Below are 24,038 nucleotides of genomic sequence, written 5' to 3'. Positions count from 1 at the left end.
GCACATGGCCGCTGTTTGCAGGCGGCACATATGCCGCCAAGCCATGCCCGCCGCTAGAATGACCGAATCCCGAAATCCCCTTGCGCCTCATGAAAAAAGACGATAACGCGGCCTCGCCCAAGCCCAGCGTCCAGGTCCTGGAACGCATGTTCACGTTGATCGACGTGTTGGCCTCGCGTGAGGAAGCGGTATCGCTCAAGGAGATCAGCGAGCGCACCGGCCTGCACCCCTCCACCACGCACCGCATTCTCAACGACCTGGCCATCGGCCGCTTTGTCGACCGCCCCGAATCGGGCAGCTACCGGCTGGGCATGCGTTTCCTGGAGCTGGGCAACCTGGTCAAGGCCCGCCTGAGCGTGCGCGAAGCGGCCCTGATTCCCATGCGCCAGCTGCACAAGCAGATCCAGCAGCCGGTCAGCCTCAGCGTGCGCCAGGGCGATGAAATCGTCTATGTGGAACGCGCCTACAGCGAGCGCTCGGGCATGCAGGTGGTGCGCGCCATCGGCGGCCATGCGCCGCTGCACCTCACATCCAATGGCAAGCTGTTTCTGGCGGCCGATGATGCGCAGCAGGTGCGCGCCTACGCCACACGAACCGGCCTTCCCGGCAAGACGCACTTCAGCATCACGCGGCTTGCCGACATGGAAAACGAGCTGGACAAGGTACGCCACCATGGCGTCGCCCGCGACAACGAGGAGCTGGAGCTGGGCGTGCGCTGCATGGCCGCCGGCATCTATGACGACCAGGGCAAGCTGGTGGCCGGCCTGTCCATCTCCGCTCCCGCCGACCGGCTGGACGAAAGCTGGTTGTCCAAGCTCCAGGCCACCGCGCAGGAGATCTCGGGCGCCCTGGGCTTCAATGCGGTCCGCCCTGCAGCCCCGCCCCCCAATCCCTACGCGCGCAGCAGCCACTGATCTGCAAGCAGCCATCCGCAAGCAGCAAGACCGGTCATCAAAAACAACAAAGGCGCCCAGGGCGCCTTTGTTGTTGAGGGGAAGAAACTCAGCCCTTGACCTTGTGGATCATGGAATCGCCGGCCACCTGCCCCATGGATTCCACCCAGTGGCGTACGCGCTCGGCATCGCCCAGGCGGCTGAACTTTCCGGCGGAGTCCAGGAAGACCATGATGATCTTGCGGCCAGCCACCTGCGCCTGCATGACCAGGCAGCGACCCGCTTCGGAGATGTAGCCGGTCTTTTGCAGGCCGATATCCCAGGTCGGGCTCAGCACCAGGCGGTTGGTGTTGTTGTACTGCAGCGTGCGGCGGCCCACGGCCACTTCATAGCCGGGCGAAGTGGTGTACTCGCGCACCAGTGGATCACTGTGCGCCACATTCACGAGCACGGCCAGATCACGGGCGCTGGACTGGTTGCGGCTGGACAGCCCGGTGGGCTCCACGTAACGGGTATCGGTCATGCCCAGCAGGCGCGCCTTGGCATTCATCTGCTGGACGAAGGCATCCAGGCCACCTGGGAAGGTGCGACCCAGCGCATGGGCAGCACGGTTTTCGCTGGACATCAGGGCCAGGTGCAGCATTTCGGCACGGGTGAGCGTGGTGCCCACGGCCAGGCGCGAACTGCTGCCCTTTTCGGTATCCACATCATCCTGCGTGATGGTGATGGATTCATCCATGGGCAGATGGGCCTGGGAAATCAGCAGACCCGTCATCAGCTTGGTCAGCGAGGCGATGGGCAACACGGCATGGTCGTTCTTGCTGAGCAGCACTTCGTGGGTGTCCTGGTCCATGACCAGGGCCACGCTGCTCTTGAGATCAAGAGGATCGGCCACTGCATGCAGCCCGGCCATCTGCCCGAACGACAGGCGTGGCTCGTAGGCAACGGCACGAATGGGGCTGGCAGCGCTGCGGGCGGCCACGCGGCTGGGCTGGCGCGCGCTCTTGGCAACGCGCTTGCCCTGGGGAGCCGCCGTGGCGCGCTCCTTCACGGCCTTCTTCTTGACAGGGGCCACGGCCACCTGTTTCTTGGCAACTTTCTTGGCCGGTGCGGCATGCGCGCCCGGGGCAGTGAGAGCACAACTCAGGGCCAGCAACGAGAGAACCTGAGCAAATCGACCGAGGCGGGCACGGCGTAGGGTGGGCATGAGAAATGCTCCAAGCAGCAAGAATTTGTGACTAGACCTTACATTAATCGAAAAAGTCGCACTGTGACAATAACTTGTGCGACTTTTCGATAATTTAAATGAAATTATAAGGCGAGTGCTCACCCCTGCGCAGCCACGACCTCTGCATTGCTGTGTAATTTGTTCAACGCGCTCAGATAGGCCTTGGCCGAGGCCACGACGATGTCCGGGTCCGCTCCCACGCCGTTGACCACGCGCCCGCTGCGCTGCAGGCGAACGGTCACTTCGCCCTGGCTCTCGGTGGAGCCGCTGATGGCGTTGACCGAGTACAGCAGCATCTCGGCACCGCTCTTCACCTCGGACTCGATGGCCTTGAACGAGGCATCGACCGGGCCATTGCCGTCGGACTGGGCCTTGATCTCACGGCCATCGCGGCTGAACACCACCGACGCGTGTGGGCGCTCACCCGTTTCGCTTTGCTGGGCCAGCGAGATGAACTGGAAGGAATCGGCCTGCTGATGCGCATCCTGCTCGGTCACCAGGGCCAGGATGTCCTCGTCGAAGATTTCACTCTTGCGGTCGGCCAGTTCCTTGAAGGCCGCAAAGGCAGTGTTGATCGCGGCTTCGCTGTCGAGTTCCACGCCCAGCTCCTGCAGGCGCTGCTTGAAGGCATTGCGGCCGCTGAGCTTGCCCAGCACGATCTTGTTGGCGCTCCAGCCCACATCCTCGGCACGCATGATTTCGTAGGTGTCGCGCGCCTTGAGCACGCCATCCTGATGGATGCCCGAGGCGTGGGCGAAGGCGTTGGCGCCCACGACGGCCTTGTTGGGCTGCACCACGAAGCCCGTGGTCTGGCTGACCATGCGGCTGGCGGCCACGATGTGCTGGGCGTCGATGTTGACGTCAAGGCCAAAGTAGTCCTTGCGCGTCTTGATGGCCATCACCACCTCCTCGAGCGAGCAGTTGCCCGCGCGTTCGCCCAGGCCGTTGATGGTGCACTCGATCTGGCGCGCCCCGCCAAGCTTGACGCCGGCCAGCGAGTTGGCCACGGCCATGCCCAGGTCGTTGTGGCAATGCACGCTCCAGACGGCCTTGTCGCTGTTGGGCACGCGCTCGCGCAGGTTCTTGATGAAGGCGCCGTACAGCTCCGGAATGGCGTAGCCCACGGTGTCGGGCACGTTGATGGTGGTCGCACCTTCGGCAATCACTGTCTCGATGACGCGGCACAGAAAGTCCGGGTCGCTGCGGTAGCCGTCTTCGGGGCTGAACTCGATGTCGGCGATCAGGTTGCGCGCAAATCGCACCGACTGGCGCGCCTGCTCCAGCACCTGCTCGGGCGTCATGCGCAGCTTTTTCTCCATGTGCAGCGCACTGGTGGCGATGAAGGTGTGGATGCGCGCGCGGCTGGCGTCCTTCAGAGCCTCGGCCGCACGGGCGATGTCGCGGTCATTGGCACGGGCCAGCGAGCAGATGGTGGAGTCCTTGATGGCGCGCGCAATGGCCTGCACCGACTCGAAGTCGCCATTGGAACTCGCCGCAAAACCGGCCTCGATCACATCGACCTTCAGCCGCTCGAGCTGGCGCGCGATGCGCAGCTTTTCGTCGCGGGTCATGGAGGCACCGGGCGACTGCTCGCCGTCACGCAAGGTGGTGTCGAAAATGATCAATTGGTCGGTCATGGGAGTCTCGTCTTTCTTGTGGATGCGAATCTCCTGCCCACGGGCAGGTGATGAAAAAAGCCGGTGCGCTTGTGGCTGCACCGGCTAGGCAATGGAATTTAAGCGGCAACCGCCTCCTGCACCGTCACCTTCTCGGCAGAGGGCACGCGCTGCAAGCCCGACATGATGGCCCGGAACGAAGCGGAGACGATATTCGCATCAACCCCGACGCCGTAGCACACGTGCAACTCGTCCACGCGCAGTTCCACGTAGGCAATGGCCTTGGCATTGGCCCCCTCGCCGATGGCATGCTCGTTGTAGTCCAGCACGCGCACGGCCCGGCCGCTGTGCTCGCTCAGCGCCTGCACGAAGGCATCGATGGGCCCCGTGCCTTGCGCCTCGACCGTGCGCTTGCCGCCGCCAACGGACAGATCGGCCGACAGGCTGACCACGCCGTCGTTCTCGCTCAGGCGGTAATGCGGTGCCTGCACGGATTGCAGGCCGTACTCGCGCTGGAACAGCGCCCACAGGTCGGCCGCGGCCAGCTCCTTGCCGCTGGCGTCCATCTCGCGCTGCACCACCTGGCTGAACTCGATCTGCAGGCGACGCGGCAACTGGAGGCCATACTCGCTTTCAAGCAGATAGGCGATGCCGCCCTTGCCGGACTGGCTGTTGACGCGGATCACGGCCTCGTAGCTGCGGCCCAGGTCCTTGGGGTCGATGGGCAGATAGGGCATGTCCCAGATGTCGCCGTCCTTGCGATCGGCGAAGGCCTTCTTGATGGCGTCCTGGTGCGAGCCCGAGAACGAGGTGTAGACCAGATCGCCCACATAGGGATGGCGCGGATGCACGGGCAGCTGGTTGCAATGCTCGACCGTGCTGCGGATGCCGTCGATATCGGAGAAATCCAGGCCAGGCGACACGCCCTGGATGTACATGTTCAACGCCACGTTGACCACATCGAGGTTGCCCGTGCGCTCGCCATTGCCGAACAGGCAGCCTTCAAGGCGGTCCGCACCGGCCATCAACGCCAGCTCGGCTGTGGCCGTGCCCGTGCCGCGGTCATTGTGCGGATGCACGGACAGCACGATGGAGTCGCGGCGCTGGATGTGGCGATGCGTCCACTCCACCATGTCGGCGAAGATGTTGGGCGTGGAGTGCTCCACGGTGGTGGGCAGGTTGATGATGCACTTGCGCTCGGGCGTGGGCTGCCATACATCGGTGACGGCATCGATGACGCGCTTGGAAAACTCCAGCTCGGTGTCCGAATACATCTCGGGCGAGTACTGGAAGGTCCACTGCGTCTGGGGATAGCCGGCAGCGATCTCGTTGAACATGCGGGCATTGGTGGTGGCCAGCTCGACGATCTCGTCCTCGCTCATGTTCAATACCACGCGGCGCATCACGGGCGCGGTGGCGTTGTAGAGGTGGACGATGGCCCGGGGCACGCCTTCGAGCGCCTCGAAGGTACGGCGGATGAGGTGCTCGCGCGCCTGGGTCAGCACCTGGACGGTCACGTCATCGGGAATGCGGTTTTCCTCGATGAGCTTGCGCATGAAGTCGAACTCGACCTGGGACGCGGAAGGAAAGCCGACCTCGATTTCCTTGAAGCCGATCTTCACCAGCTGCTCGAACATGCGCATCTTGCGATCGATGTCCATGGGCTCGATCAGCGCCTGGTTGCCATCGCGCAGGTCCACGCTGCACCAGACCGGGGCCTGGGTGATCACCGCATCGGGCCAGCGGCGGTCTTGCAGGCGGACCGGAGCGAACGGACGGTACTTGGTCGAAGGGTTTTGCAACATGGCTGAAGTGCTTTCTATCGTCTAGGTAAAAACAAGACCCACCTGCTCCAGCGACCCCACAAACGCAAAACGGCCCGTCGCTGGTGCAAACGGGCCGTGAAAGTAGGAATGTACGCGCGCGCTACTGTCTCTGCCCGTGGGACATCAGTAGTAGAGCTAGCGACAGGTATTGCATGCGGGTCACTTTAGCACAGGTTCTCAGGCGCTGTGAAGATGCTGCGGCGCATCATTTGTGCAGGCCGCGCTCTTCAGGCTCATCGGTCGAGGTGCTGATGACGCTGGTGCGCTGGCCCTTGGCCTTGCGCCATGCATAGACGCCGTAGCCCGAGAAACCGTAGAGCAGGAACACGCCGAACAGCACGATGGGCGGATGGATATTGATGATGGCGATGCCCAGGGCGATCAGTACGATGGCCGCAAAGGGCACGCTCTTCTTGAAATGCACGTCCTTGAAGCTGTAGAAAGGCACGTTGGTGACCATGGTCAGGCCCGCGTACAGCGTCAGGAAGAACATGATCCAGGTGATCTGCGTCCAGCTCAGCCAGGCATCCTGGCCGCGCAGCAGGCCCGCCTCGTCCAGCAGCCAGATGAAGCCGGTGACCAGCGCTGCAGCGGCGGGCGAAGGCAGGCCCTGGAACCAGCGCTTGTCCACGGTGCCGGTGTTGACGTTGAAGCGCGCCAGCCGCAGCGCAGCGCAGGCGCAATAGACGAAGGCTGCAATCCAGCCCCAGCGGCCAATGCCCTTGAGCGCCCACTCATAGGCGATCAAGGCGGGAGCGGCGCCGAAGGACACCATGTCTGACAGCGAATCCATCTGCTCCCCGAAAGCGCTCTGCGTATTGGTCATGCGCGCCACACGGCCGTCAAGGCTGTCGAGCACCATGGCGCAGAACACGCCTGCAGCAGCCAGTTCGAAGCGGCCGTTCATGGCCATCACGATGGCGTAGAAGCCACCGAACAGCGCAGCCAGCGTGAACAGGTTGGGCAGGATGTAGATACCCTTGCGGCGCTTGCGCACCACCACGCCTTCGATTTCGTTGGACTCATTGTGGTTTTGCATCAATCCGGCCTCCAGCACAGCGCACGCAAGCGTGAGCAGCTATTAAAACGATAGTATTCTAAGGGAGCGGACAGTGCCGCCCCGAAAGGGTCAGTGTACCTGCGCACCGCCCCCCTTCTCTGCACGAAAAAGGCCACCCGTCGGGGTGGCCTTGTCCTGCACCTTGCGTAGGCCGCATGCGCGACCCATGCAAGATGGAATGCAGCAATCTCAGTTGCGGCTCTGGTCAACCAGCTTGTTCTTGGAGATCCAGGGCATCATGGCGCGCAGCTGGCCGCCCACCTTTTCGATGGCGTGTTCGGCGTTCATGCGGCGGCGGGCCGTCATGCTCGGGTAGTTGGTGCGGCCTTCCTGAATGAACATCTTGGCGTATTCGCCGGTCTGGATGCGCTTGAGGGCAGCACGCATGGCTTCGCGCGACTTGTCGTTGATGACTTCTGTACCCGTCACGTACTCGCCGTATTCGGCGTTGTTCGAGATCGAGTAGTTCATGTTGGCGATGCCGCCTTCGTACATCAGGTCCACGATGAGCTTGAGCTCATGCAGGCACTCGAAGTAGGCCATTTCGGGAGCGTAGCCGGCTTCGGTCAGGGTCTCGAAGCCCATCTTCACCAGTTCCACCGCGCCGCCGCACAGAACGGCCTGCTCGCCGAACAGGTCGGTCTCGGTTTCTTCCTTGAAGTTGGTTTCGATGATGCCGCCCTTGCCGCCACCGTTGGCCATGGCATAGGACAGGGCCAGGTCACGGGCCTTGCCGGACTTGTCCTGGTACACGGCGATCAGCGAAGGCACGCCGCCGCCCTTGAGGTATTCGGAGCGCACGGTGTGGCCAGGGCCCTTGGGGGCGACCATGATCACGTCCAGATCGGCGCGCGGCACAACCTGGTTGTAGTGGATGTTGAAGCCGTGGGCAAAGGCCAGCGTGGCGCCTTGCTTGATGTTGGGGGCCACGTTGTTGTTGTAGACCTCGGGGATGTTCTCATCCGGCAGCAGGATCATGACCAGATCGGCGGCCTTCACGGCGTCGTCGACTTCAGCGACGGTCAGGCCAGCCTTGGCGACCTTGTCCCAGGAAGCGCCGCCCTTGCGCAGGCCGACCACGACCTTCACGCCGCTTTCGTTCAGGTTTTGAGCGTGTGCGTGGCCCTGGCTGCCGTAGCCGATGATGGCAACGGTCTTGCCCTTGATCAGGCTCAGGTCACAGTCCTTGTCGTAGAAAACTTTCATGTTGGCTCCAGGCTTCGTGTGTGTAGGGGTTGAAAGGGGAAGGGGACAGGTTTCAGGTTCAGACGCTTGGCAGCGCATCAAACGCGCAGGATGCGCTCACCGCGGCCGATGCCGCAGGAGCCGGTACGCACGGTTTCAAGAATGGCCGTGCGGTCCAGCGCCTGCAGGAAGGCGTCGTTCTTGGATTGGTCGCCGGTCAGCTCGACCGTGTAGCTCTTTTCGGTCACGTCGATGATGCGGCCGCGGAAGATGTCGGCCATGCGCTTCATCTCCTCGCGTTCCTTGCCCACGGCGCGGACCTTGACCATCATGAGCTCGCGCTCGGTATAGGAGCCTTCCGTCAGGTCCACGACCTTGACGACCTCGATCAGGCGGTTCAGGTGCTTGGTGATCTGCTCGATCACGTCTTCGGAGCCATTCGTCTGAATGGTCATGCGCGACAGCGATGCGTCTTCCGTGGGAGCCACGGTCAGCGATTCGATGTTGTAGCCGCGGGCCGAGAACAGGCCCACCACGCGCGACAAGGCTCCCGGCTCGTTTTCGAGCAGCACGGCAATGATGTGTTTCATGAAAGAAAGATTCCTCTTTTCGCTGCCCTCCCCCGGCGCCGGTAAACGTCGGGCTTGGCAGGCAATAGATTCGTCAAGGGGTTGCCGCCTTGAGGGCGGCTACTGAAGAAGATGCGGCAGGAACAGGCCCTGGCGAACCCAGCCAAGGGCTCGCTCAGAGGTCGTCAGCTCCCAGCAGCATCTCGGTGATCCCACGGCCGGCCTGCACCATGGGGAACACATTCTCGGTGGGATCGGTGCGGAAGTCCATGAACACCGTCCGATCCTTGAGCTTGCGGGCCTCGCGCAGGGCGGGCTCCACGTCCTCGGGGCGCTCGATCAGCATGCCCACGTGGCCATAGGCCTCGGCCAGCTTCACGAAGTTGGGCAGCGAGTCCATGTAGCTGCTGCTGTAGCGGCCCGAGTACTCGATCTCCTGCCACTGGCGCACCATGCCCAGGTAGCGGTTGTTAAGCGACACCACCTTGACCGGCGTGTTGTACTGCAGGCAGGTGGCCAGCTCCTGGATGTTCATCTGGATGGAACCTTCGCCCGTGATGCAGAACACCTCGGATTCAGGCTTGGCCAGCTTGATGCCCATGGCGTAGGGCAGGCCCACGCCCATGGTGCCCAGGCCGCCGGAGTTGATCCAGCGGCGCGGCTCGTCAAAGCGATAGTACTGCGCAGCCCACATCTGGTGCTGGCCCACGTCGGACGTGATGTAGGCATCGGCGTCGCGGGTCATGTTCCACAGCGTCTCCACCACGTACTGGGGCTTGATGACCGAGCCGTCGCCACGGCTGTACTGCAGGCAGTCGCGGCTGCGCCAGCCTTCGATGGTCTCCCACCACTGGCCCAGGGCCGCAGCGTCGGGACGGGCGCTGGCCTCGCGGATCATGGAGATCAGCTCGGTCAGCACTTCCTTGACGTCGCCGACGATGGGCACGTCCACCTTCACGCGCTTGGAGATGGAGGAGGGATCGATGTCGATATGGATGATCTTGCGCTCCACCGACATGAAATGCTTGGGGTTGCCGATCACCCGGTCGTCAAAGCGCGCACCCACGGCCAGCAGCACATCGCAGTTCTGCATGGCGTTGTTGGCTTCGATGGTGCCGTGCATGCCCAGCATGCCCAGGAACTTGCGGTCGCTGGCCGGATAGGCACCCAGGCCCAGCAGCGTATGCGTGACCGGGTAGCCCAGCATGTCGACCAGGGTGCGCAGCTCGTTGCAGGCATTGCCCAGCAGCACGCCGCCACCCGTGTAGATATAGGGACGCTTGGCAGCCAGCAGCAACTGCAGCGCCTTGCGGATCTGGCCGGCATGGCCCTTGCGCACCGGGTTGTAGGAGCGCATCTCCACCTTTTCGGGGTAACCGGTGTAGAGAGCCTTCTTGAAGGACACATCCTTGGGGATGTCCACCACCACGGGGCCGGGGCGGCCGGTGCGCGCGATGTGGAAGGCCTTCTTCATGGTGTCCGCCAGCTCGCGCACATCCTTGACCAGGAAGTTGTGCTTGACGATGGGGCGGGTGATGCCGACGGTGTCGCACTCCTGGAATGCATCGGTGCCGATGTAGGCCGTCGAGGTCTGGCCGCTGATCACGACCAGGGGAATGGAATCGGTGTAGGCGGTGGCAATGCCGGTGACGGCGTTGGTCAGGCCGGGACCCGAGGTCACCAGGGCCACGCCGACTTCACCCGTGGCACGGGCAAAACCGTCTGCCGCATGCACAGCCGCCTGCTCGTGGCGCACCAGCACATGCTGAATGGTGTCTTGCTTGTAGAGGGCGTCGTAGATGTACAGGACCGCACCGCCCGGATAGCCCCAAAGCTGCTTGACGCCTTCGGCCTGCAGGGACTTGACGAGGATCTCGGAGCCCATCAGCTCCTGGGATGCATGGGACTGCGACGCCGCTGCTGCCGCGCTGGAGTACTCGGCTTTGGAAATTTCCATGATCAACCTTTGTGAATTTCTCTAACGAAAAACCTTGGGTGCCCCTTGCCTGAAGCCCTTGTGAGGCCGGTGCGGGACTTAGGACCAACAGACATGGGCGAGTGAGTAAACGCCGGACCGTGACCCGTTTGCCTTTTTGAATTGCAGCAGACATTATCGCACTGCAACAAGCCTGTGCGCCATCGTGCGAAAAAAATTGACACTGCGGTGCGATAATCGGGTCCCGCGTCCGTTCAGCCCCCTCAACGAGCCCCTCATCCGGGCCTGCGTTCCTTTTGGCAACCGAGCAAGAACTATCCGACTTCCTCAAAAGCGTAGAAAAGCGTGCCTTCAAGCGCAGCTTTTTCCACGTCCGGGACGAGGAGGCGGCGCTGGACATCGTGCAGGACAGCATGCTCAAGCTGGCGCAGCACTATGGCGACAAGCCCATCACCGAGCTGCCCATGCTCTTCCAGCGCATCCTGTCCAACAGCACCCTGGACTGGTTTCGCAGGCAAAAGACGCAGAACGCCCTCTTCACCCGCATGAGCGATCTGGAGGCCTCGGCCGGCGACGATGCGGACTTCGACTGGCTCGAGACCTACGCCGACTCCGCACAGAACGGCGAAACCGCCCGCAGCGCCGAGGATCTGACCGAGCGGGCGCAGATTTTGCAAAGCATTGAAAAAGAGATACAGGAGCTGCCGGCGCGTCAACGCGAAGCATTCCTGATGCGTTATTGGGAAGAGATGGACGTTGCGGAGACCGCTGCCGCGATGGGGTGTTCCGAAGGAAGTGTAAAAACACATTGTTTCCGCGCCATCCAGACATTGAGCAAGGCACTGAAGGCCAAAGGAATCGAGCTATGAAGACTGCGCCCACTCTCACTCTCCACAGCGAAATGGCGGCCGACCGCATCGCACGCCGGATCACCGCGCGCCTGGGTGACGGCGAGGCGTTGCTGCCATACGACATCACCGAGCGGCTGCGCGCTGGGCGCGAGCGCGCCCTGTCCGTTCGCCGGCGCGAACTGCGCGCTGCGCCCGTGCAGGCTGCCAGCGCAACCCAGGCTCAGGGTGGCGCCATGACGCTGGGCTCTGGCGACGAGGGCGGCACCTGGTGGCGCGCGCTGATCTCGGCCGTGCCGGTGCTGGCACTCATCATTGGCCTGGTGGTCGTCAACGTGCAGACCGATCAGATTGGCCTGACCGAGGTTGCCGAGGTCGATACAGCCCTGCTGACCGATGACCTGCCCCCTGCCGCCTATGCCGACCCCGGTTTCATCCAGTACCTGAAGACTTCGGCCACCAACACGGAACGCTGATACCCGCCTTGCCTGCCTGCATGCCCACTGATTCACGCGCCGCGTTCCACCGATCACCCGCCGCCATCCTGGCGGCGGTGCTGTTGATGGCGCTGGCCTGGACCGGCTGGCGCGTCGTGCAACAGGTGCGGCTGGCGCCCAGCACGGTGTCGCCGGCCACCATTGCGGCCTCCAAGACCCTGCATGGCGACGCAGCCACGCGCCAGCGCGCCACGGCCCTGGCCTCCGGCCCGCGCTGGGCCGAGCTGACGCCTGCGCAAAGCAGGGTACTCGAGCCCCTTTCCGAGCGCTGGTCCATGATGGACGCGCTGCAAAAGCGCCGCTGGATGGCATTGGCCGAAGGCTGGGACAAGCTCAGCGAAAAGGAGCAGGAAAAGCTGCGCGACCGCATGCAGACCTGGTCCAGCCTCAGCGCCCAGCAGCGCAGCCAGGCCCGCCTGAATTTCGCCCTGACCAACCGCCTTGCCACGGACAAGCGAGCCCAGTGGGAGGCCTACCAGGCGCTCAGCGACGAAGAAAAACGCCTTCTGGCTGCACGCGCCGCGCCCAAGGTCAAGGGCGCCGCCAACGCCATACAGCCCGTGGCGCCCAAGCGTCTGGCGCGGATTCCTGCGGCCTCGGTGGCACCGGCCACCATTCCGAATCCCCCCAAGATTCCACCAGCCACCATCTACAATCCGCCGCCTCCGGTTCCACCGGTCGCGCCGCCTTCGGCCGTGGAAACCCATCCCGTGCGCCCGCCTGCGCTGGTGGAGACAGCCCCGGTGGAAGTGCCTTCGGCCACACCCATGCCCTTGCCGCCCATGGAACTGCATGACGGCGCCGAGGCCACCCCACAGCCCTCGCACGGCGAAGCAGCCCCTTCGCATTGATGCAGCGCCCCGACACGCCCGCATGACGAACGCCACCTCCCCCGCCTCCACGGCAGCCGGCTCCGCCGCCGATCCACGGATGGCCCCGCGCCTGGCCCGGCGCATGGCCTGCTGGCTATATGAGGGCATGCTGCTGTTCGGCGTGGTCTTCATCGCCGGATATCTGTTTGGCACCTTGTCTCAGACGCGCAACGCCATGGACAACCGCCATGCGCTGCAGGCCTTCATGTTCGTGGTGCTGGGCATCTATTTCGTCTGGTTCTGGTCCAAGGGGCAGACATTGGCCATGAAGACCTGGCACATCCGCCTGGTGGATGCTGCAGGCCAGCCCGTCAGCCAGCTGCGCGCCCTGCGGCGCTATGTGCTGAGCTGGATCTGGCTGCTGCCACCGCTGGCGGCCTACTCCACCGGCGTGCCGGCCTTGACCACCTTGGTGCTGCTGGTGCTGTGGGTGGCACTTTGGGCCCTGCTCAGCCGCCTTCATCCGCGCCGCCAGTTCTGGCATGACGCCTGGGCCGGCACACAGCTGATCCACCAGGCCCCGCCGCCCAGGAAAAAACGCTGAGCGGCAAAGGCAGCATCGCATCTCCTACACTCCCCAGCATGCCCGCCGCTTCACCAAAGTCCAACGACAGCACGCCTGTCAATCCCCAGAAAAGCCGCACGGGCCTGAACCGTGTCTGGCACGCTGCGGGTTATTCGCTGTCCGGCCTTCGTGCCGGATGGAATGAGAAAGCCTTCCGCCAGGAAGCGCTGGCCGCCATCGTGCTGATCCCTGCCGCTTTCTGGCTGGGACGCAGCTGGATCGAGGTCTCGCTGCTGGCGGGCACGGTCTTGCTGGTGCTGATCGTGGAATTGCTCAACAGCGGCATCGAGGCCGTGGTCGATCGCATAGGCCCCGAATGGCACGCCCTGTCCAAGCAAGCCAAGGACATGGGCAGCGCCGCCGTGCTGCTGGCGCTGCTGCTGTGCACGGGCGTCTGGCTGGCGGCTCTCTATCAACGGTTCATTGCATGACAAATCCCACGTTTTCCATTTGTGTGTATTGCGGCTCGCGCCCAGGCGACCAGCCCGGATTCATCGAGGCCGCCCGCGCCACCGGCCGCTGGATTGGCGAGCACGGCGGCCAGTTGGTCTACGGCGGCGGGCGCAGCGGCCTGATGGGCGAGGTGGCCGAGGCCACGCGGCAGGCCGGTGGCCGCGTCGTGGGAGTGATCCCGCAGGCGCTGGTGGACAAGGAGCTGGCCAACCATGCCTGCGACGAACTGCACATCGTCCAGACCATGCACGAGCGCAAGGCCATGATGGCCGAGCGCAGCGATGCCTTCGTCGCCCTGCCCGGCGGCATAGGCACCTTCGAGGAATTGTTCGAGGTCTGGACCTGGCGCCAGCTGCGCTACCACGACAAGCCCATCGGCCTGCTCAATGTGGACGGCTACTACGACAGCATGCTGCAGTTCCTGCAGACCTGCGTGGGCCATGGCTTCATGGGCGAGTGGCAGATGGGACTGATAGAAAGCGGCAGCGACATCCCCGCACTGCTGCAATCCCTGGTGCAGAACGCCGGCACGGGCCTGGAAACGGCCCCCTTGCGCGCCGTGATCTGAAACGGAAACGGCCACCCGTTCAGGGGTGGCCGCTGGAATCCGGATGTCGAGCCCAGGGCGCCGCGTGCGCCCTGCACTGCTGCCGGGTTCAGATGGCTCCGTCGTCGAGTTCGCCAGTACGGATGCGCACCACGCGCTCCACGGCGGTGACGAAGATCTTCCCGTCACCGATCTTGCCCGTGCGGGCCACGTTGACGATGGCATCCACGCAGCGGTCCACGTCTTCCGTGCGGACCACCACCTCGATCTTCACCTTGGGCAGGAAGTCCACCACGTACTCGGCGCCACGGTAGAGCTCGGTATGGCCCTTCTGGCGACCAAAGCCCTTGACCTCGGTGACGGTCAGGCCGTTGACGCCGCAGTCGGCCAGTGCCTCGCGGACCTCTTCCAGCTTGAACGGCTTGATGATGGCGGTGATCATTTTCATGGGGTGAACTCCTCAGTGCATGCAATACGGGGCAAGACGGCCGGCCAGGAAACCCCGCCGCCTCAGGTGCTTCAAGCGCGAAAGCGGTTGGTGATCGGGTAGCGCCAGTCCTTGCCGAAGCTGCGGCGCGTCAGCCGCGGCCCCACGGGCGCCTGGCGGCGTTTGTATTCGTTGATCTGGATGAGGCGCGTCACTCGCTCCACATCGGCGCCGGCATATCCGTCGGCCACGATGGAGGCGATGCTTTCGTTATTTTCCATGTATCGGCGCACGATGGCGTCGAGCACCTCATAAGCGGGCAGGCTGTCCTGGTCTTTCTGGTCCGGGCGCAGTTCGGCGCTGGGCGGGCGCGTGATGATGCGATCCGGAATGGGGTCCAGCCCCGTGCCGAACGGATCGTTGGCATTGCGCCAGCGCGCCAGCGCAAAAACCTCGGTCTTGAGCACGTCCTTGATCACGGCAAAGCCGCCGGCCATGTCGCCATAGAGCGTGCAGTAGCCGGTGGACATCTCGCTCTTGTTGCCGGTGGTCAGCACCACGGAGCCGAACTTGTTGGACAGGCCCATCAGCAAGGTGCCGCGGATGCGGGCCTGCAGGTTCTCTTCGGTCGTGTCCTCGGCGCGGCCCGCAAAGGCCGGAGCCAGGGCGGCCTTGAAGGCCTCGAACTGGGGCGCGATGGAGATTTCGTCATAGCGCACGCCCACACGCTCGGCCATGTCGCGCGCATCGATCCAGCTGATGTCCGCCGTATAGGGCGAAGGCATCATCACCGTGTGCACCTTGTCCGCGCCCAGCGCATCGACCGCAATCGCCAGCACCAGCGCAGAGTCGATCCCGCCCGACAGGCCCAGCAGCGCGCCGGGGAAACGGTTCTTGCCCACGTAGTCGCGCACGGCCAGCACCAGGGCGGACCACAGCGCCGGCAGGTGCTCCACCGGTGGCTGCACATCGGCGGCCAGCGTCAATTCCTGCGCGCCGGCACGCACTTCCACCAACGGCAGCGCCTCGGCAAAGGCCGCCGCGCGTGCGGCAATGCTGCCGTCGGCGTGTACGGCAAAGGAGCTGCCATCGAAGACAATTTCATCCTGGCCACCGACCAGATGTGCGTAGACCAGGGGCAGGCCGGTCTCACGCGCACGTGCAGCCAGCGTGGCTTCACGTTCGGCCTGCTTGCCCTCATGAAAGGGTGAAGCATTGATCACGGCCAGCAATTGCGCACCCGCCGCGGCAGCCGCGCTTGCCGGCCCGGGATGCCAGGCGTCCTCGCAGATCAGCAAGCCCACGCGAACTGCCTGGACCTCGACCACGCAAGGCGACTGGCCGGCCACAAAGTAGCGCTGCTCGTCGAACACGCCGTAGTTGGGCAGGCATTGCTTGGCGTAGCTGCATTCCACGCGCCCGTCGCGCAGCACGCTGGCTGCATTGCGCAACGCGCCACCAGCGCCGGGGTCGCGCCAGGGATGGCCCAGCACCAGCGCCAGGCCCGGCCATTGCGCGGTCTCCAGCGCCAGCTGCTGCACGGCCTGATCGCAGGCGTCCAGAAAGGCGGGACGCAGATAGAGGTCTTCGGCCGCATAGCCGCACAGGGCAAGCTCGGGAGTCAGCAGCAAGCGCGCTCCCGTGGCATAAGCTTCACGGGCTGCGGCAATGATTTTCTGGACATTGCCGGGCAGATCGCCCACGACAAAGTTGAGCTGGGCAGTGCAGATGGAGAGCGTCATGGAATGCAATGGAGCCAACAGGGCCGACAAGGCCACCCCACAGCGCAAGGCGGCAGCGCGCGTCACACGGGCCTGCAAGGAATGGCATGGCTGAAACCGCAATTATCACCCGCGTGCTGGACAGCGTGCAGCAGCTCGATGCCCAGGCCTGGAATGCGCTGCTGGCATCGCAGGCTGCGCCCACCCCCTTCATGCGCCACGAGTACCTGAGCGCGCTGGAATCCAGCGGCAGCGCCGTGCCGCAAACCGGCTGGGCCGCCCGCGTGGTCACGCTCTGGCAGGGCGGCGAGCTGGTCGCCGCCTGCCCGGTCTACGCCAAGGCGCATTCCTATGGCGAGTACGTGTTCGACTTTGCCTGGGCGCGCGCCTACGCCCAGCATGGGCTGGATTACTACCCCAAGGGCGTGCTCGCCGTGCCTTTCACGCCTGTGCCGGGCAGCCGGCTGCTGGCACGCACGCCGCTGCTGCGTGCGGCCCTGGTGCGCGCCGTGCGCGAATGGGCCCAGGCGCAGCAGCTGTCTTCCCTGCATTTGCTGTTCAGCGATGCCGAGGATCTGGCAGCCTGCGACGCCGACGGCTGGATGCAGCGCAGCACCGTGCAGTTCCACTGGAGCAACCAGAACGCCGGGGGCGCGGGCCACCGGGACTTCGACCACTTTCTGTCCACGCTGAACCAGGAAAAGCGCAAGAAGATTCGCCAGGAACGGCGCAAGGTGCACGAGGCCGGCGTGCGCTTTCGAGCAGTGCACGGCCCCGACATGAGCGCCCAGGACTGGGCCTTCTTCTATCGCTGCCACGAACGCACCTATCTGGAACACGGCAACGCCCCGTACCTCCAGCCGGCCTTCTTCGAGGCCATGGCGCACCAGATGCCCGAGAACTGGCTGATGTTCGTCGCCGAGCGCGACGGCCAACCCATGGCCTGCAGCCTGATCGCACTCGATGCGGCAGCCGCACGGCTTTCGGCCGGCAGTTGCGACCGCGACACGCCGCAGATCCCGCACATCCCGCAGGGCACGGCCTACGGCCGCTACTGGGGCGCGCTGGAGCGCGTGGACTGCCTGCATTTCGAGGCCTGCTACTACCAGCCTATCGCCTGGTGCATAGAACGCGGGATTGCGCACTTCGAGGGAGGCGCCCAGGGCGAACACAAGATGGCGCGGGCGCTGCTGCCCGTGGTGACGCCCAGCGCCCACTGGATTGCCCACCCGTCCTTCGCCGACGCCATCTCGCGCTTTCTGGACCGCGAGGGCGAAGGCATGGCCGGCTACCTGCAGGAGCTGCAGGCGCACAGCCCGCTGCGCCAGGACTGAGGCTCAGAAGGTTTCCCAGTCGTCATCGCCCTGACCGGGCTGGCGCGGAGCCGGCTTGCCTGTTGCTGCGGGCCCAGGGCGTGGCTGGATGGGAGGCGTGGCATCGCGTTCAAGCCGGCGGGCCAGTGTCTCGCCACCCGCTGCAGCACCGCCGCCCCCCAAGGCCGCAGGCCGTGCGGGGCTGGCCGGCGGGTTCGGCCGGACAGGCTGCGCTGCGGCGCGTGGCGCGGCGCCGGCCTGCGCCACCATCCTGTTGGGCACATGCGCATGGCTGTCCATGGCACCGCGCGGCAGCTGGAACACGGCCACGGCCTCGACCAGGTCCTGCGCCTGCTTGCGCAGCGAGGCAGCGGCGGCCGCGCTTTCCTCGACCAGGGCAGCGTTTTGCTGCGTGGTCTGGTCCATTTGCGTGACGGCTTCGCTGACCTGGGCGACGCCGGAGCTCTGCTCGGTACTGGCCGCGCTGATCTCGCCCATGATGTCGGTGACCTGGCCGATGGCAGCCACCACTTCGGTCATGGTCGTGCCTGCGCGGTCCACCAGTTGCGAGCCCTGCTCCACACGCTCCACGCTGGCCGTGATCAGCGCCTTGATTTCCTTGGCCGCCTCGGCGCTGCGCTGCGCCAGCGAGCGCACCTCGCCCGCGACCACGGCAAAGCCCCGGCCCTGCTCACCGGCACGCGCAGCCTCCACCGCGGCATTGAGCGCGAGGATGTTGGTCTGAAAGGCAATGCCGTCGATCACGCCGATGATGTCGCCGATGCGCCGGCTGCTGTCATTGATGCCCTTCATGGTTTCCACGGCCTCGGCCACCACGTCGCCGCCGCGGCGCGCAACGCTCGATGCATTGAGCGCCAGCTGATTGGCCTGGCGTGCGTTGTCGGCGTTCTGGCGCACGGTGGAGCCCAGCTCTTCCATGGATGCCGCCGTCTGCTCCAGCGCGCTGGCCTGCTCTTCCGTGCGGCTGGACAGGTCGGCATTGCCGGAGGCAATCTGCGCACTGGCCGAGGCCACGCCTTCGGCGTTCTGGCGCACGCTGCGCACGGTCTGCACCAGGCTCGATTGCATGCGCTGCAGCGCGCCCAGCAGCAGGCCGGTTTCGTCATGGCGGTCGATGTGAATGGTCCCGCCCAGATCGCCATTGGCCACGCGGTCTGCGGCATCGACCGCATGGGCCAGCGGCGTGCGGATGGAGCGCGTCAGCCACAGGCCGGCCAGCACGGCCAGCAGCACGGCGGCCAGCGCCGCCACGCTGAGGACGACGACCGAGCGCCCATAGACAGCCTCGGCATTGCGGCTTTCCTGCACGGCCGCATCGCTGTTGAGCTTGACCAGCAGGTCCAGCGTGTTCGACGAATCGTTGTAGAGCTTCAGCGACTCGCCGCCCAGCACGGCCTGGGCCTTTTCCTTTTCGCCCTGGCGTGACAGCGCCAGCACCTGCTGGCTCAGTTGCTGGTAGCGCTCGCGTTCCTGGAGCAGTTGGGCGTAGAGCCTTCGCTCTTCGTCGGAGGACAGCAGCGGCTCATAGACCTTCTTGCGCTCGGCCAGGCGGCGCTGCAGTTGCTCCAGCTGCTTTTCCGAATCGGTCTTGTAGGCAGCATCATCATTGTTGACGTGGCGCACCTCCAGCAAACGGGCACGCACGACATCGGTGCCTATCTGATTGATCACTTCCACGCTGGGCACGACATTGCCGGCAATGACTTCCATGCTGGTGCGCATGGAGCGCAGTTGCACCAGGGCCGCGGCCACCACGGCCAGCAGCAGCAGCACCAGCAGGCCGAAGGTGCCCAGCATGCGCGTTGAAATCTTGAGGTTTTTCACATTCATCTCTCTTGTAGAGGTCCCGTCATCTTGTTGCGTCTTGCTCTGTCTCGCGCCATGGGCAGGCTATCAGCCAGGCCCGGCGCGAACCTTGCAGAAACAGGCCAGCCGCACCGGCCGATGGCAGCTGGCAGGCAAGGCTTGGAGAGGGGGAGGACGGGACCCCGCGGGAGCGTGGTCTGCTGGATGGCCGATGGCCGCCAGGCCAGGCGGCCATGAGAACAAGGTAATCATGGGATATCCCTTCGTTCCGAGCGAACGAGGCCAGGAGCGGCCGTTCCTCAATCTGTAAGAATAGGACTACATCTATTTACATTCTGCCAGTATCCAAGAATTGTTCAGGACAAGTTCAGGTACTTGCAGTAGGCAGAAACCTTCACTGGAGGATTTGCGCCACAGCCTCCTGCCACCCGGCGTGCGCAAGCTCAACGCAGCACGCAAAAAGAAAGCGGCCCCATGCAGGGCATGGGGCCGCCAGAGGATGGGGCGCAGCTGCGGGCAAGGCCTCAGAACGCGGCCCACTCCTCGTCGTCGGCGGTCGCGGTCCTGCTGACCTGGGCTGGCGTGGCATGTTTCGCTGGCCGGGCTGCGATGGGCGCCAGGACCGGCGGTGATGCCAAAGGGGCGGCCGCCGTTGCGCGCGGCGCCGCCACGGCCGCCTTGGCGGCCTCAGCCGCCTCGGGGACCGCTGTCGAGTCTCCCGGCGCCGTGCGAAACACCGATACCGATGCCACCATGGCCCGCGCCTGCTGCTGCAGCGACTGGGCAGCGGCCGCACTTTGCTCGACCAGGGCGGCGTTCTGCTGGGTGGCCTGGTCCATTTGCGTGATGGCATCGCCCACCTGGGCCACGCCCGCGCTCTGCTCGCTGCTGGCGGCGCTGATCTCGCCCATGATGTCGGTCACGCGCCGGATGGCGGCGACGATTTCGGACATGGTCTCGCCGGCCTTGTCCACCAGCTGCGTGCCCTGCTCCACACGCTGCTCGCTGGCCTGGATCAAGGCCTTGATCTCCTTGGCCGCCTCGGCACTGCGCTGGGCCAGCGTGCGCACCTCGCCGGCCACCACGGCAAAGCCCCGGCCCTGCTCGCCAGCGCGGGCCGCCTCCACGGCGGCGTTCAGCGCCAGGATATTGGTCTGGAAGGCAATGCCGTCGATCACGCCGATGATGTCGGCGATCTGGCGGCTGCTGTCGTTGATGCCCTTCATGGTGTCCACCACCTGGGCCACAACCTCGCCGCCACGCGCGGCAATGCCCGAGGCGGAGGCTGCCATCTGGTTGGCCTGGCGCGCGTTGTCCGCGTTCTGGCGCACGGTGGCGCCCAGCTGCTCCATGGAGGCTGCGGTTTCTTCCAGAGCACTGGCCTGGCTTTCGGTGCGCGCCGACAGGTCCGCATTGCCCTGGGCGATCTCGCCAGCGGCCAGCGCCACGCCGTGCGCATTGCCGCGCACATCGCCCACCAGCTCGGCGAGCTTGCGGCGCATGTCCTCCTGTGCGTTGATGAGCTGGCCCATTTCATCCCGGCGCCGGCTGGTGACCGGCTTTTCCAGATGGCCGGCCGCCACATTGCGCGCCACGGCCACGGCCTGGGCCACCGGGCCGGTGACAGCACGCGTGATGGCCCAGCCCACCAGGGCCGCAATCGCCACCACCGCGGCCAGCGTGCCCAGCACCCAGATGCGGGCCAGGTCAAAGCCTGCCTGCGCCTGCTGCCGCGCCTGCTCGCCCGCCTCGCGCTGCAGGGTCAGCAGGCGGCCGGCGCTTTCGGCCAGCTTGCCGAACTGCGCCTCGGACTCGCCGGCGAACATCAACCCCATCTCGTCGGCCATGAAGGCCTGCTCCTCGGTGGTGGAATAGTTGCCGGCGCGCGCACGCTCCAGCAATCGCGCATGCATGGCCAGGAACTGTTGCTTGAAGCCGAGGTAGTCGTCGAAGGCCGCGCGCAGGGCCTGCTGGTCGATCAGCGAACGCAGGGCCGTCTCATGCTCGCCAATGGTCTGCAGCCGGTCCTGCACCTGCTTGGCAAAGCCATCGACCTCGGCCAGGCTGCGCGCGGAGGCAATGCCGGCCTCGTGGCGGCGCAGGCGGTTGTATTCGGATCGCATGGCGCCCGCATGGAACATGCTGGGCAGGGCCACATCCGACAAATGCAATGCGTTGCGGTGCATCTGCGCCAGTTGCAACCAGGCTACCGCCCCCAGAACCGCCGAGAACAGGACCATGACGAGGAATCCCATGCCCAGCTTCGTGCCCATGCGCCAATCTGCCACCTTCATTTGCTCGCTCCCGGGCCGATGTCCCCATCAGCGCCTGATTGATCTGTCCAAACCCTGATCCATGACAAAACAAAAAACGCACCCGGCGCCTAGGCACCGGGTGCGTTTCAAATTGTATCAACTGCGAAGCGGGCATTTACCTCAGCGCAGTTGAGACTCCCTCGACGGGAGTGAAAGGGATCAGCCCTTGTAGTTGGCGATGCCGTCCACGACTTCCTTCTTGGCCTCGTCCACGCCCTTCCAGCCCAGAACCTTGACCCACTTGCCCTTTTCCAGGTCCTTGTAGTGCTCGAAGAAATGCTGGATCTGCTTGAGGGTGATCTCGTGGATGTCTTCCAGCGTGTTGATCTTGTCGTAGGCGGGCAGCAGCTTTTGCGTGGGCACGGCCAGGACCTTGCCATCCACGCCGGACTCGTCTTCCATGAGCAGGATGCCGATGGGGCGGCAGGCCACGACCACGCCCGGGGGCAGCGGGAAGGGCGTCATCACCAGCACGTCCACCGGATCGCCGTCGCCGGACAGCGTCTGGGGCACATAGCCGTAGTTGGCCGGGTAGTGCATGGCCGTGCCCATGAAGCGGTCCACGAAGACGGCGCCGCTTTCCTTGTCCACTTCGTACTTGATGGGATCGGAGTTGGCCGAGATCTCGATCACGACGTTGAAGGATTCAGGAGCGTTCTTGCCCGGTGTGACTTTGTCGAAAGACATGATGGATAAGCAGAGTTGAAACGAAAGAGCCCCAGCAGGGGATAGCAGCGTGATTTTAGGCGCAGGCACACGCCCCCACGGATGGCTCCGCAGGAACGCCCGCCATGCTAAGGGCGCAAGCCTGCGCCAAGCTTGCAGCGCCCGGTCTCAGGCGTGTGCCCCGCCCGCGCGCCGGCGCACGGGGCCGCTGCGCTGCTCCACCGCATGCTGCACTTCGCGGCGCAGGCCCAATGCAAAGCCCAGCTCGGCCAGCACGAACAGGGGTCCGATGACCAGGCCCAGGATGTCGTCCAGGAAGGCTGGCTTGCGGCCCTCGTAGTAGTGGCCCACGAACTGGATCACCCAGCCCACGGCAAAGATGCCCAGCCCCCATCCCAGCCAAGCCCCCAATGGCAGCATGGCGATGGGCTGTGCCAAGGCCAGCATCAGGGCAAGCACCACAGCCATGGCAATGCCGTAGCGCAGGTCCAGCAAACAGTAGTAGATGCCTGCCGCCAGCGCCGCCAGCAAGGCCAGGCTCAGCGGCAGGGCAGGCAGGCCGTCGCCCAATGGCATCGCCCATTGCAGACGTGCCAGCAGGATCACCACGGCCCACATGATCAGCGGCACGCCAAAGAAGTGCGTGAGGATGTTGCGTGGATCACGGTGATAGTCCGCGTACTGGGACAGTTGGTCGATGAGGGTTTTCATAGGCTGCACCGGCAGTGGATGTTGCGCAACCATGGTGGTGTCATCAAGGATTGGCGTCTGTCATGGATCCGACACAAGCCTCATCGCACACCTCGGGCTTACCCGCACCGGCAGCTCCGGCAGCCACGGCAACTGCCGCCGCCACGCGCGGCGTACGGCGCCGCGCAGTGGCCGGTCCGCCGGGCATGGCCGATCTCTGGGCCACCGTCGAGGCAGGCCGCTGGTTCCACGCCCTGCCGCCAGAGCTGGCCGCGCAGCTCAAGGCACTGGCCCAGCCCCGCACGCTGGCCGCAGGCGACTGGCTGTTTCGCCGGGGCGACCCGCCCTGTGGCCTGTACGCGGTGGCGCGTGGCGCCCTCAGCATTTCGGGCACGGCCGCCTGCGGCGAGCAGGCCCGCACGGCGCTGCTGGCCCTGGTGGAGCCGCCGATGTGGCTGGGAGAGATTGCCCTGTTCGATGGCGCACAACGCACGCACGATGCCCAGGCCGCCACGGACTGCATCGTGCTTCACGTGCCCCAGGCACCGCTGATGGAGTGGCTGGCCGCCCACCCCGGACACTGGCAAGCGCTGGCGTTGCTGCTGACGGACAAGCTGCGCGTGTGCCTGGTGGCGCTGGAAGAGCACACGCTGCTGCCGGCCCCCCAGCGCCTGGCGCGGCGCCTGGTGCGCATGGCCGAAGGCTTTGACCAGTGGCAGCCCGACGGCCAGGGCCGCCAGCGTTGGCGGCGCGAGCTGGATGTATCCCAGGAGCAGCTGGCGCGCATGCTGGGCCTGTCACGCCAGACCACCAACCAGATCCTGCAGGAGCTGCAACTGGCCGGCTGCCTGCAGTTGCGGCGCGGCAAGATGGAGGTGCTGGACCGTCAAGGCCTGCGCGACGCGGGCTGGCCTGCGCAGTAGGCAGGCGCGCTGCAACGCCCGGGACTGGACAAGCGTCCCGGGCGCCCCACAATCGGGCTCC

22 protein-coding genes are annotated in these 24,038 nt (G+C 65.0%); 9 read left to right on the top strand and 13 right to left on the bottom strand.

Annotation, left to right across the window (positions count from 1 at the left end; genetic code table 11):
- The first annotated feature begins 89 nt into the window (after nt 1-89).
- Complete coding sequence (locus ACF8ME_RS22390; RefSeq protein WP_016447410.1) at nt 90-914, top strand: IclR family transcriptional regulator; 825 nt, start codon at nt 90-92, stop codon at nt 912-914.
- A gap of 88 nt (nt 915-1,002) precedes the next feature.
- On the opposite strand, the gene ACF8ME_RS22385 is transcribed toward ACF8ME_RS22390, so the two are convergent.
- The 7 genes from ACF8ME_RS22385 to ACF8ME_RS22355 form a co-directional block, all read right to left on the bottom strand.
- On the bottom strand, nt 1,003-2,100 hold the full coding sequence (locus tag ACF8ME_RS22385; protein WP_016447411.1) for a serine hydrolase: 1,098 nt from the start codon (nt 2,098-2,100) through the stop codon (nt 1,003-1,005).
- Nucleotides 2,101-2,219: 119 nt separating this feature from the next.
- Complete coding sequence (locus tag ACF8ME_RS22380; RefSeq protein ID WP_392418252.1) at nt 2,220-3,758, bottom strand: 2-isopropylmalate synthase; 1,539 nt, start codon at nt 3,756-3,758, stop codon at nt 2,220-2,222.
- A 98-nt stretch (nt 3,759-3,856) separates the two neighbouring features.
- Complete coding sequence (gene leuA / locus ACF8ME_RS22375) at nt 3,857-5,542, bottom strand: 2-isopropylmalate synthase (protein WP_392418251.1); 1,686 nt, start codon at nt 5,540-5,542, stop codon at nt 3,857-3,859.
- Nucleotides 5,543-5,768: 226 nt separating this feature from the next.
- Complete coding sequence (pssA, locus tag ACF8ME_RS22370; protein ID WP_012206663.1) at nt 5,769-6,602, bottom strand: CDP-diacylglycerol--serine O-phosphatidyltransferase; 834 nt, start codon at nt 6,600-6,602, stop codon at nt 5,769-5,771.
- A gap of 210 nt (nt 6,603-6,812) precedes the next feature.
- Nucleotides 6,813-7,829, bottom strand: a complete 1,017-nt coding sequence (gene ilvC / locus ACF8ME_RS22365) for a ketol-acid reductoisomerase (protein WP_034365514.1) — start codon at nt 7,827-7,829, stop codon at nt 6,813-6,815.
- 77 nt (nt 7,830-7,906) lie between these two features.
- Nucleotides 7,907-8,398, bottom strand: a complete 492-nt coding sequence (ilvN, locus tag ACF8ME_RS22360) for an acetolactate synthase small subunit (protein ID WP_012206665.1) — start codon at nt 8,396-8,398, stop codon at nt 7,907-7,909.
- Nucleotides 8,399-8,552: 154 nt separating this feature from the next.
- A complete protein-coding gene (locus tag ACF8ME_RS22355) occupies nt 8,553-10,334 on the bottom strand; it encodes an acetolactate synthase 3 catalytic subunit (protein ID WP_016447415.1) in 1,782 nt (593 codons plus the stop codon).
- A gap of 275 nt (nt 10,335-10,609) precedes the next feature.
- On the opposite strand from ACF8ME_RS22355, the gene ACF8ME_RS22350 reads away from it, so the two are divergent.
- From ACF8ME_RS22350 to ACF8ME_RS22325, 6 genes are read left to right on the top strand one after another with little or no spacing between them, the layout of a single operon-like run.
- Entirely contained in the window at nt 10,610-11,182 is a 573-nt protein-coding gene (locus ACF8ME_RS22350; protein ID WP_016447416.1) for an RNA polymerase sigma factor, read from the top strand.
- Nucleotides 11,179-11,637 (top strand): DUF3619 family protein, encoded by a 459-nt coding sequence (locus tag ACF8ME_RS22345; RefSeq protein WP_016447417.1) that lies wholly within the window; start codon nt 11,179-11,181, stop codon nt 11,635-11,637. The genes ACF8ME_RS22350 and ACF8ME_RS22345 overlap by 4 nt, the downstream gene beginning before the upstream one ends.
- Nucleotides 11,638-11,657: 20 nt before the next feature.
- Nucleotides 11,658-12,509 (top strand): DUF3106 domain-containing protein, encoded by an 852-nt coding sequence (locus ACF8ME_RS22340; RefSeq protein WP_016451365.1) that lies wholly within the window; start codon nt 11,658-11,660, stop codon nt 12,507-12,509.
- A gap of 22 nt (nt 12,510-12,531) precedes the next feature.
- On the top strand, nt 12,532-13,074 hold the full coding sequence (locus ACF8ME_RS22335; RefSeq protein WP_016447419.1) for an RDD family protein: 543 nt from the start codon (nt 12,532-12,534) through the stop codon (nt 13,072-13,074).
- Nucleotides 13,075-13,112: 38 nt separating this feature from the next.
- Nucleotides 13,113-13,526, top strand: coding sequence for a diacylglycerol kinase (locus ACF8ME_RS22330; RefSeq protein ID WP_016447420.1), 414 nt, complete (start codon nt 13,113-13,115; stop codon nt 13,524-13,526).
- The gene (locus ACF8ME_RS22325; protein WP_016447421.1) at nt 13,523-14,116 is read left to right on the top strand and encodes a TIGR00730 family Rossman fold protein; all 594 of its coding nucleotides are present in this window, start codon (nt 13,523-13,525) and stop codon (nt 14,114-14,116) included. The genes ACF8ME_RS22330 and ACF8ME_RS22325 overlap by 4 nt, the downstream gene beginning before the upstream one ends.
- Nucleotides 14,117-14,204: 88 nt before the next feature.
- Here ACF8ME_RS22325 and ACF8ME_RS22320 read toward each other — a convergent pair whose 3' ends face one another.
- Nucleotides 14,205-14,543, bottom strand: a complete 339-nt coding sequence (locus ACF8ME_RS22320) for a P-II family nitrogen regulator (RefSeq protein ID WP_012206673.1) — start codon at nt 14,541-14,543, stop codon at nt 14,205-14,207.
- A 71-nt stretch (nt 14,544-14,614) separates the two neighbouring features.
- Nucleotides 14,615-16,264 (bottom strand): NAD+ synthase, encoded by a 1,650-nt coding sequence (locus ACF8ME_RS22315; RefSeq protein ID WP_016451363.1) that lies wholly within the window; start codon nt 16,262-16,264, stop codon nt 14,615-14,617.
- Between the two features lie 86 nt (nt 16,265-16,350).
- Here ACF8ME_RS22315 and ACF8ME_RS22310 point away from each other — a divergent pair, with 86 nt between their 5' ends.
- Complete coding sequence (locus ACF8ME_RS22310) at nt 16,351-17,577, top strand: GNAT family N-acetyltransferase (protein ID WP_047218371.1); 1,227 nt, start codon at nt 16,351-16,353, stop codon at nt 17,575-17,577.
- Nucleotides 17,578-17,580: 3 nt separating this feature from the next.
- Here the strand turns inward: ACF8ME_RS22310 and ACF8ME_RS22305 are convergent, their stop codons facing one another.
- From ACF8ME_RS22305 to ACF8ME_RS22290, 4 genes are all read right to left on the bottom strand, one after another.
- A complete protein-coding gene (locus tag ACF8ME_RS22305) occupies nt 17,581-19,407 on the bottom strand; it encodes a methyl-accepting chemotaxis protein (protein ID WP_160855581.1) in 1,827 nt (608 codons plus the stop codon).
- A 500-nt stretch (nt 19,408-19,907) separates the two neighbouring features.
- On the bottom strand, nt 19,908-21,677 hold the full coding sequence (locus tag ACF8ME_RS22300) for a methyl-accepting chemotaxis protein (protein WP_392418248.1): 1,770 nt from the start codon (nt 21,675-21,677) through the stop codon (nt 19,908-19,910).
- Nucleotides 21,678-21,857: 180 nt separating this feature from the next.
- Nucleotides 21,858-22,385, bottom strand: coding sequence for an inorganic diphosphatase (ppa, locus tag ACF8ME_RS22295; RefSeq protein WP_013801496.1), 528 nt, complete (start codon nt 22,383-22,385; stop codon nt 21,858-21,860).
- 147 nt (nt 22,386-22,532) lie between these two features.
- A complete protein-coding gene (locus ACF8ME_RS22290) occupies nt 22,533-23,075 on the bottom strand; it encodes a DUF962 domain-containing protein (RefSeq protein ID WP_016451358.1) in 543 nt (180 codons plus the stop codon).
- Nucleotides 23,076-23,137: 62 nt separating this feature from the next.
- Between ACF8ME_RS22290 and ACF8ME_RS22285 the strand changes: the two genes are divergently transcribed.
- A complete protein-coding gene (locus tag ACF8ME_RS22285; RefSeq protein WP_392418246.1) occupies nt 23,138-23,977 on the top strand; it encodes a Crp/Fnr family transcriptional regulator in 840 nt (279 codons plus the stop codon).
- Nucleotides 23,978-24,038 lie beyond the last annotated feature (61 nt).

The organism is Delftia sp. WSY_7, from assembly GCF_043104845.1.
Classification (GTDB): domain Bacteria; phylum Pseudomonadota; class Gammaproteobacteria; order Burkholderiales; family Burkholderiaceae_C; genus Comamonas; species Comamonas tsuruhatensis.
Note: the sequence above shows the minus strand (reverse complement) of the source record. Positions and strands in the feature narration are given on the sequence as shown.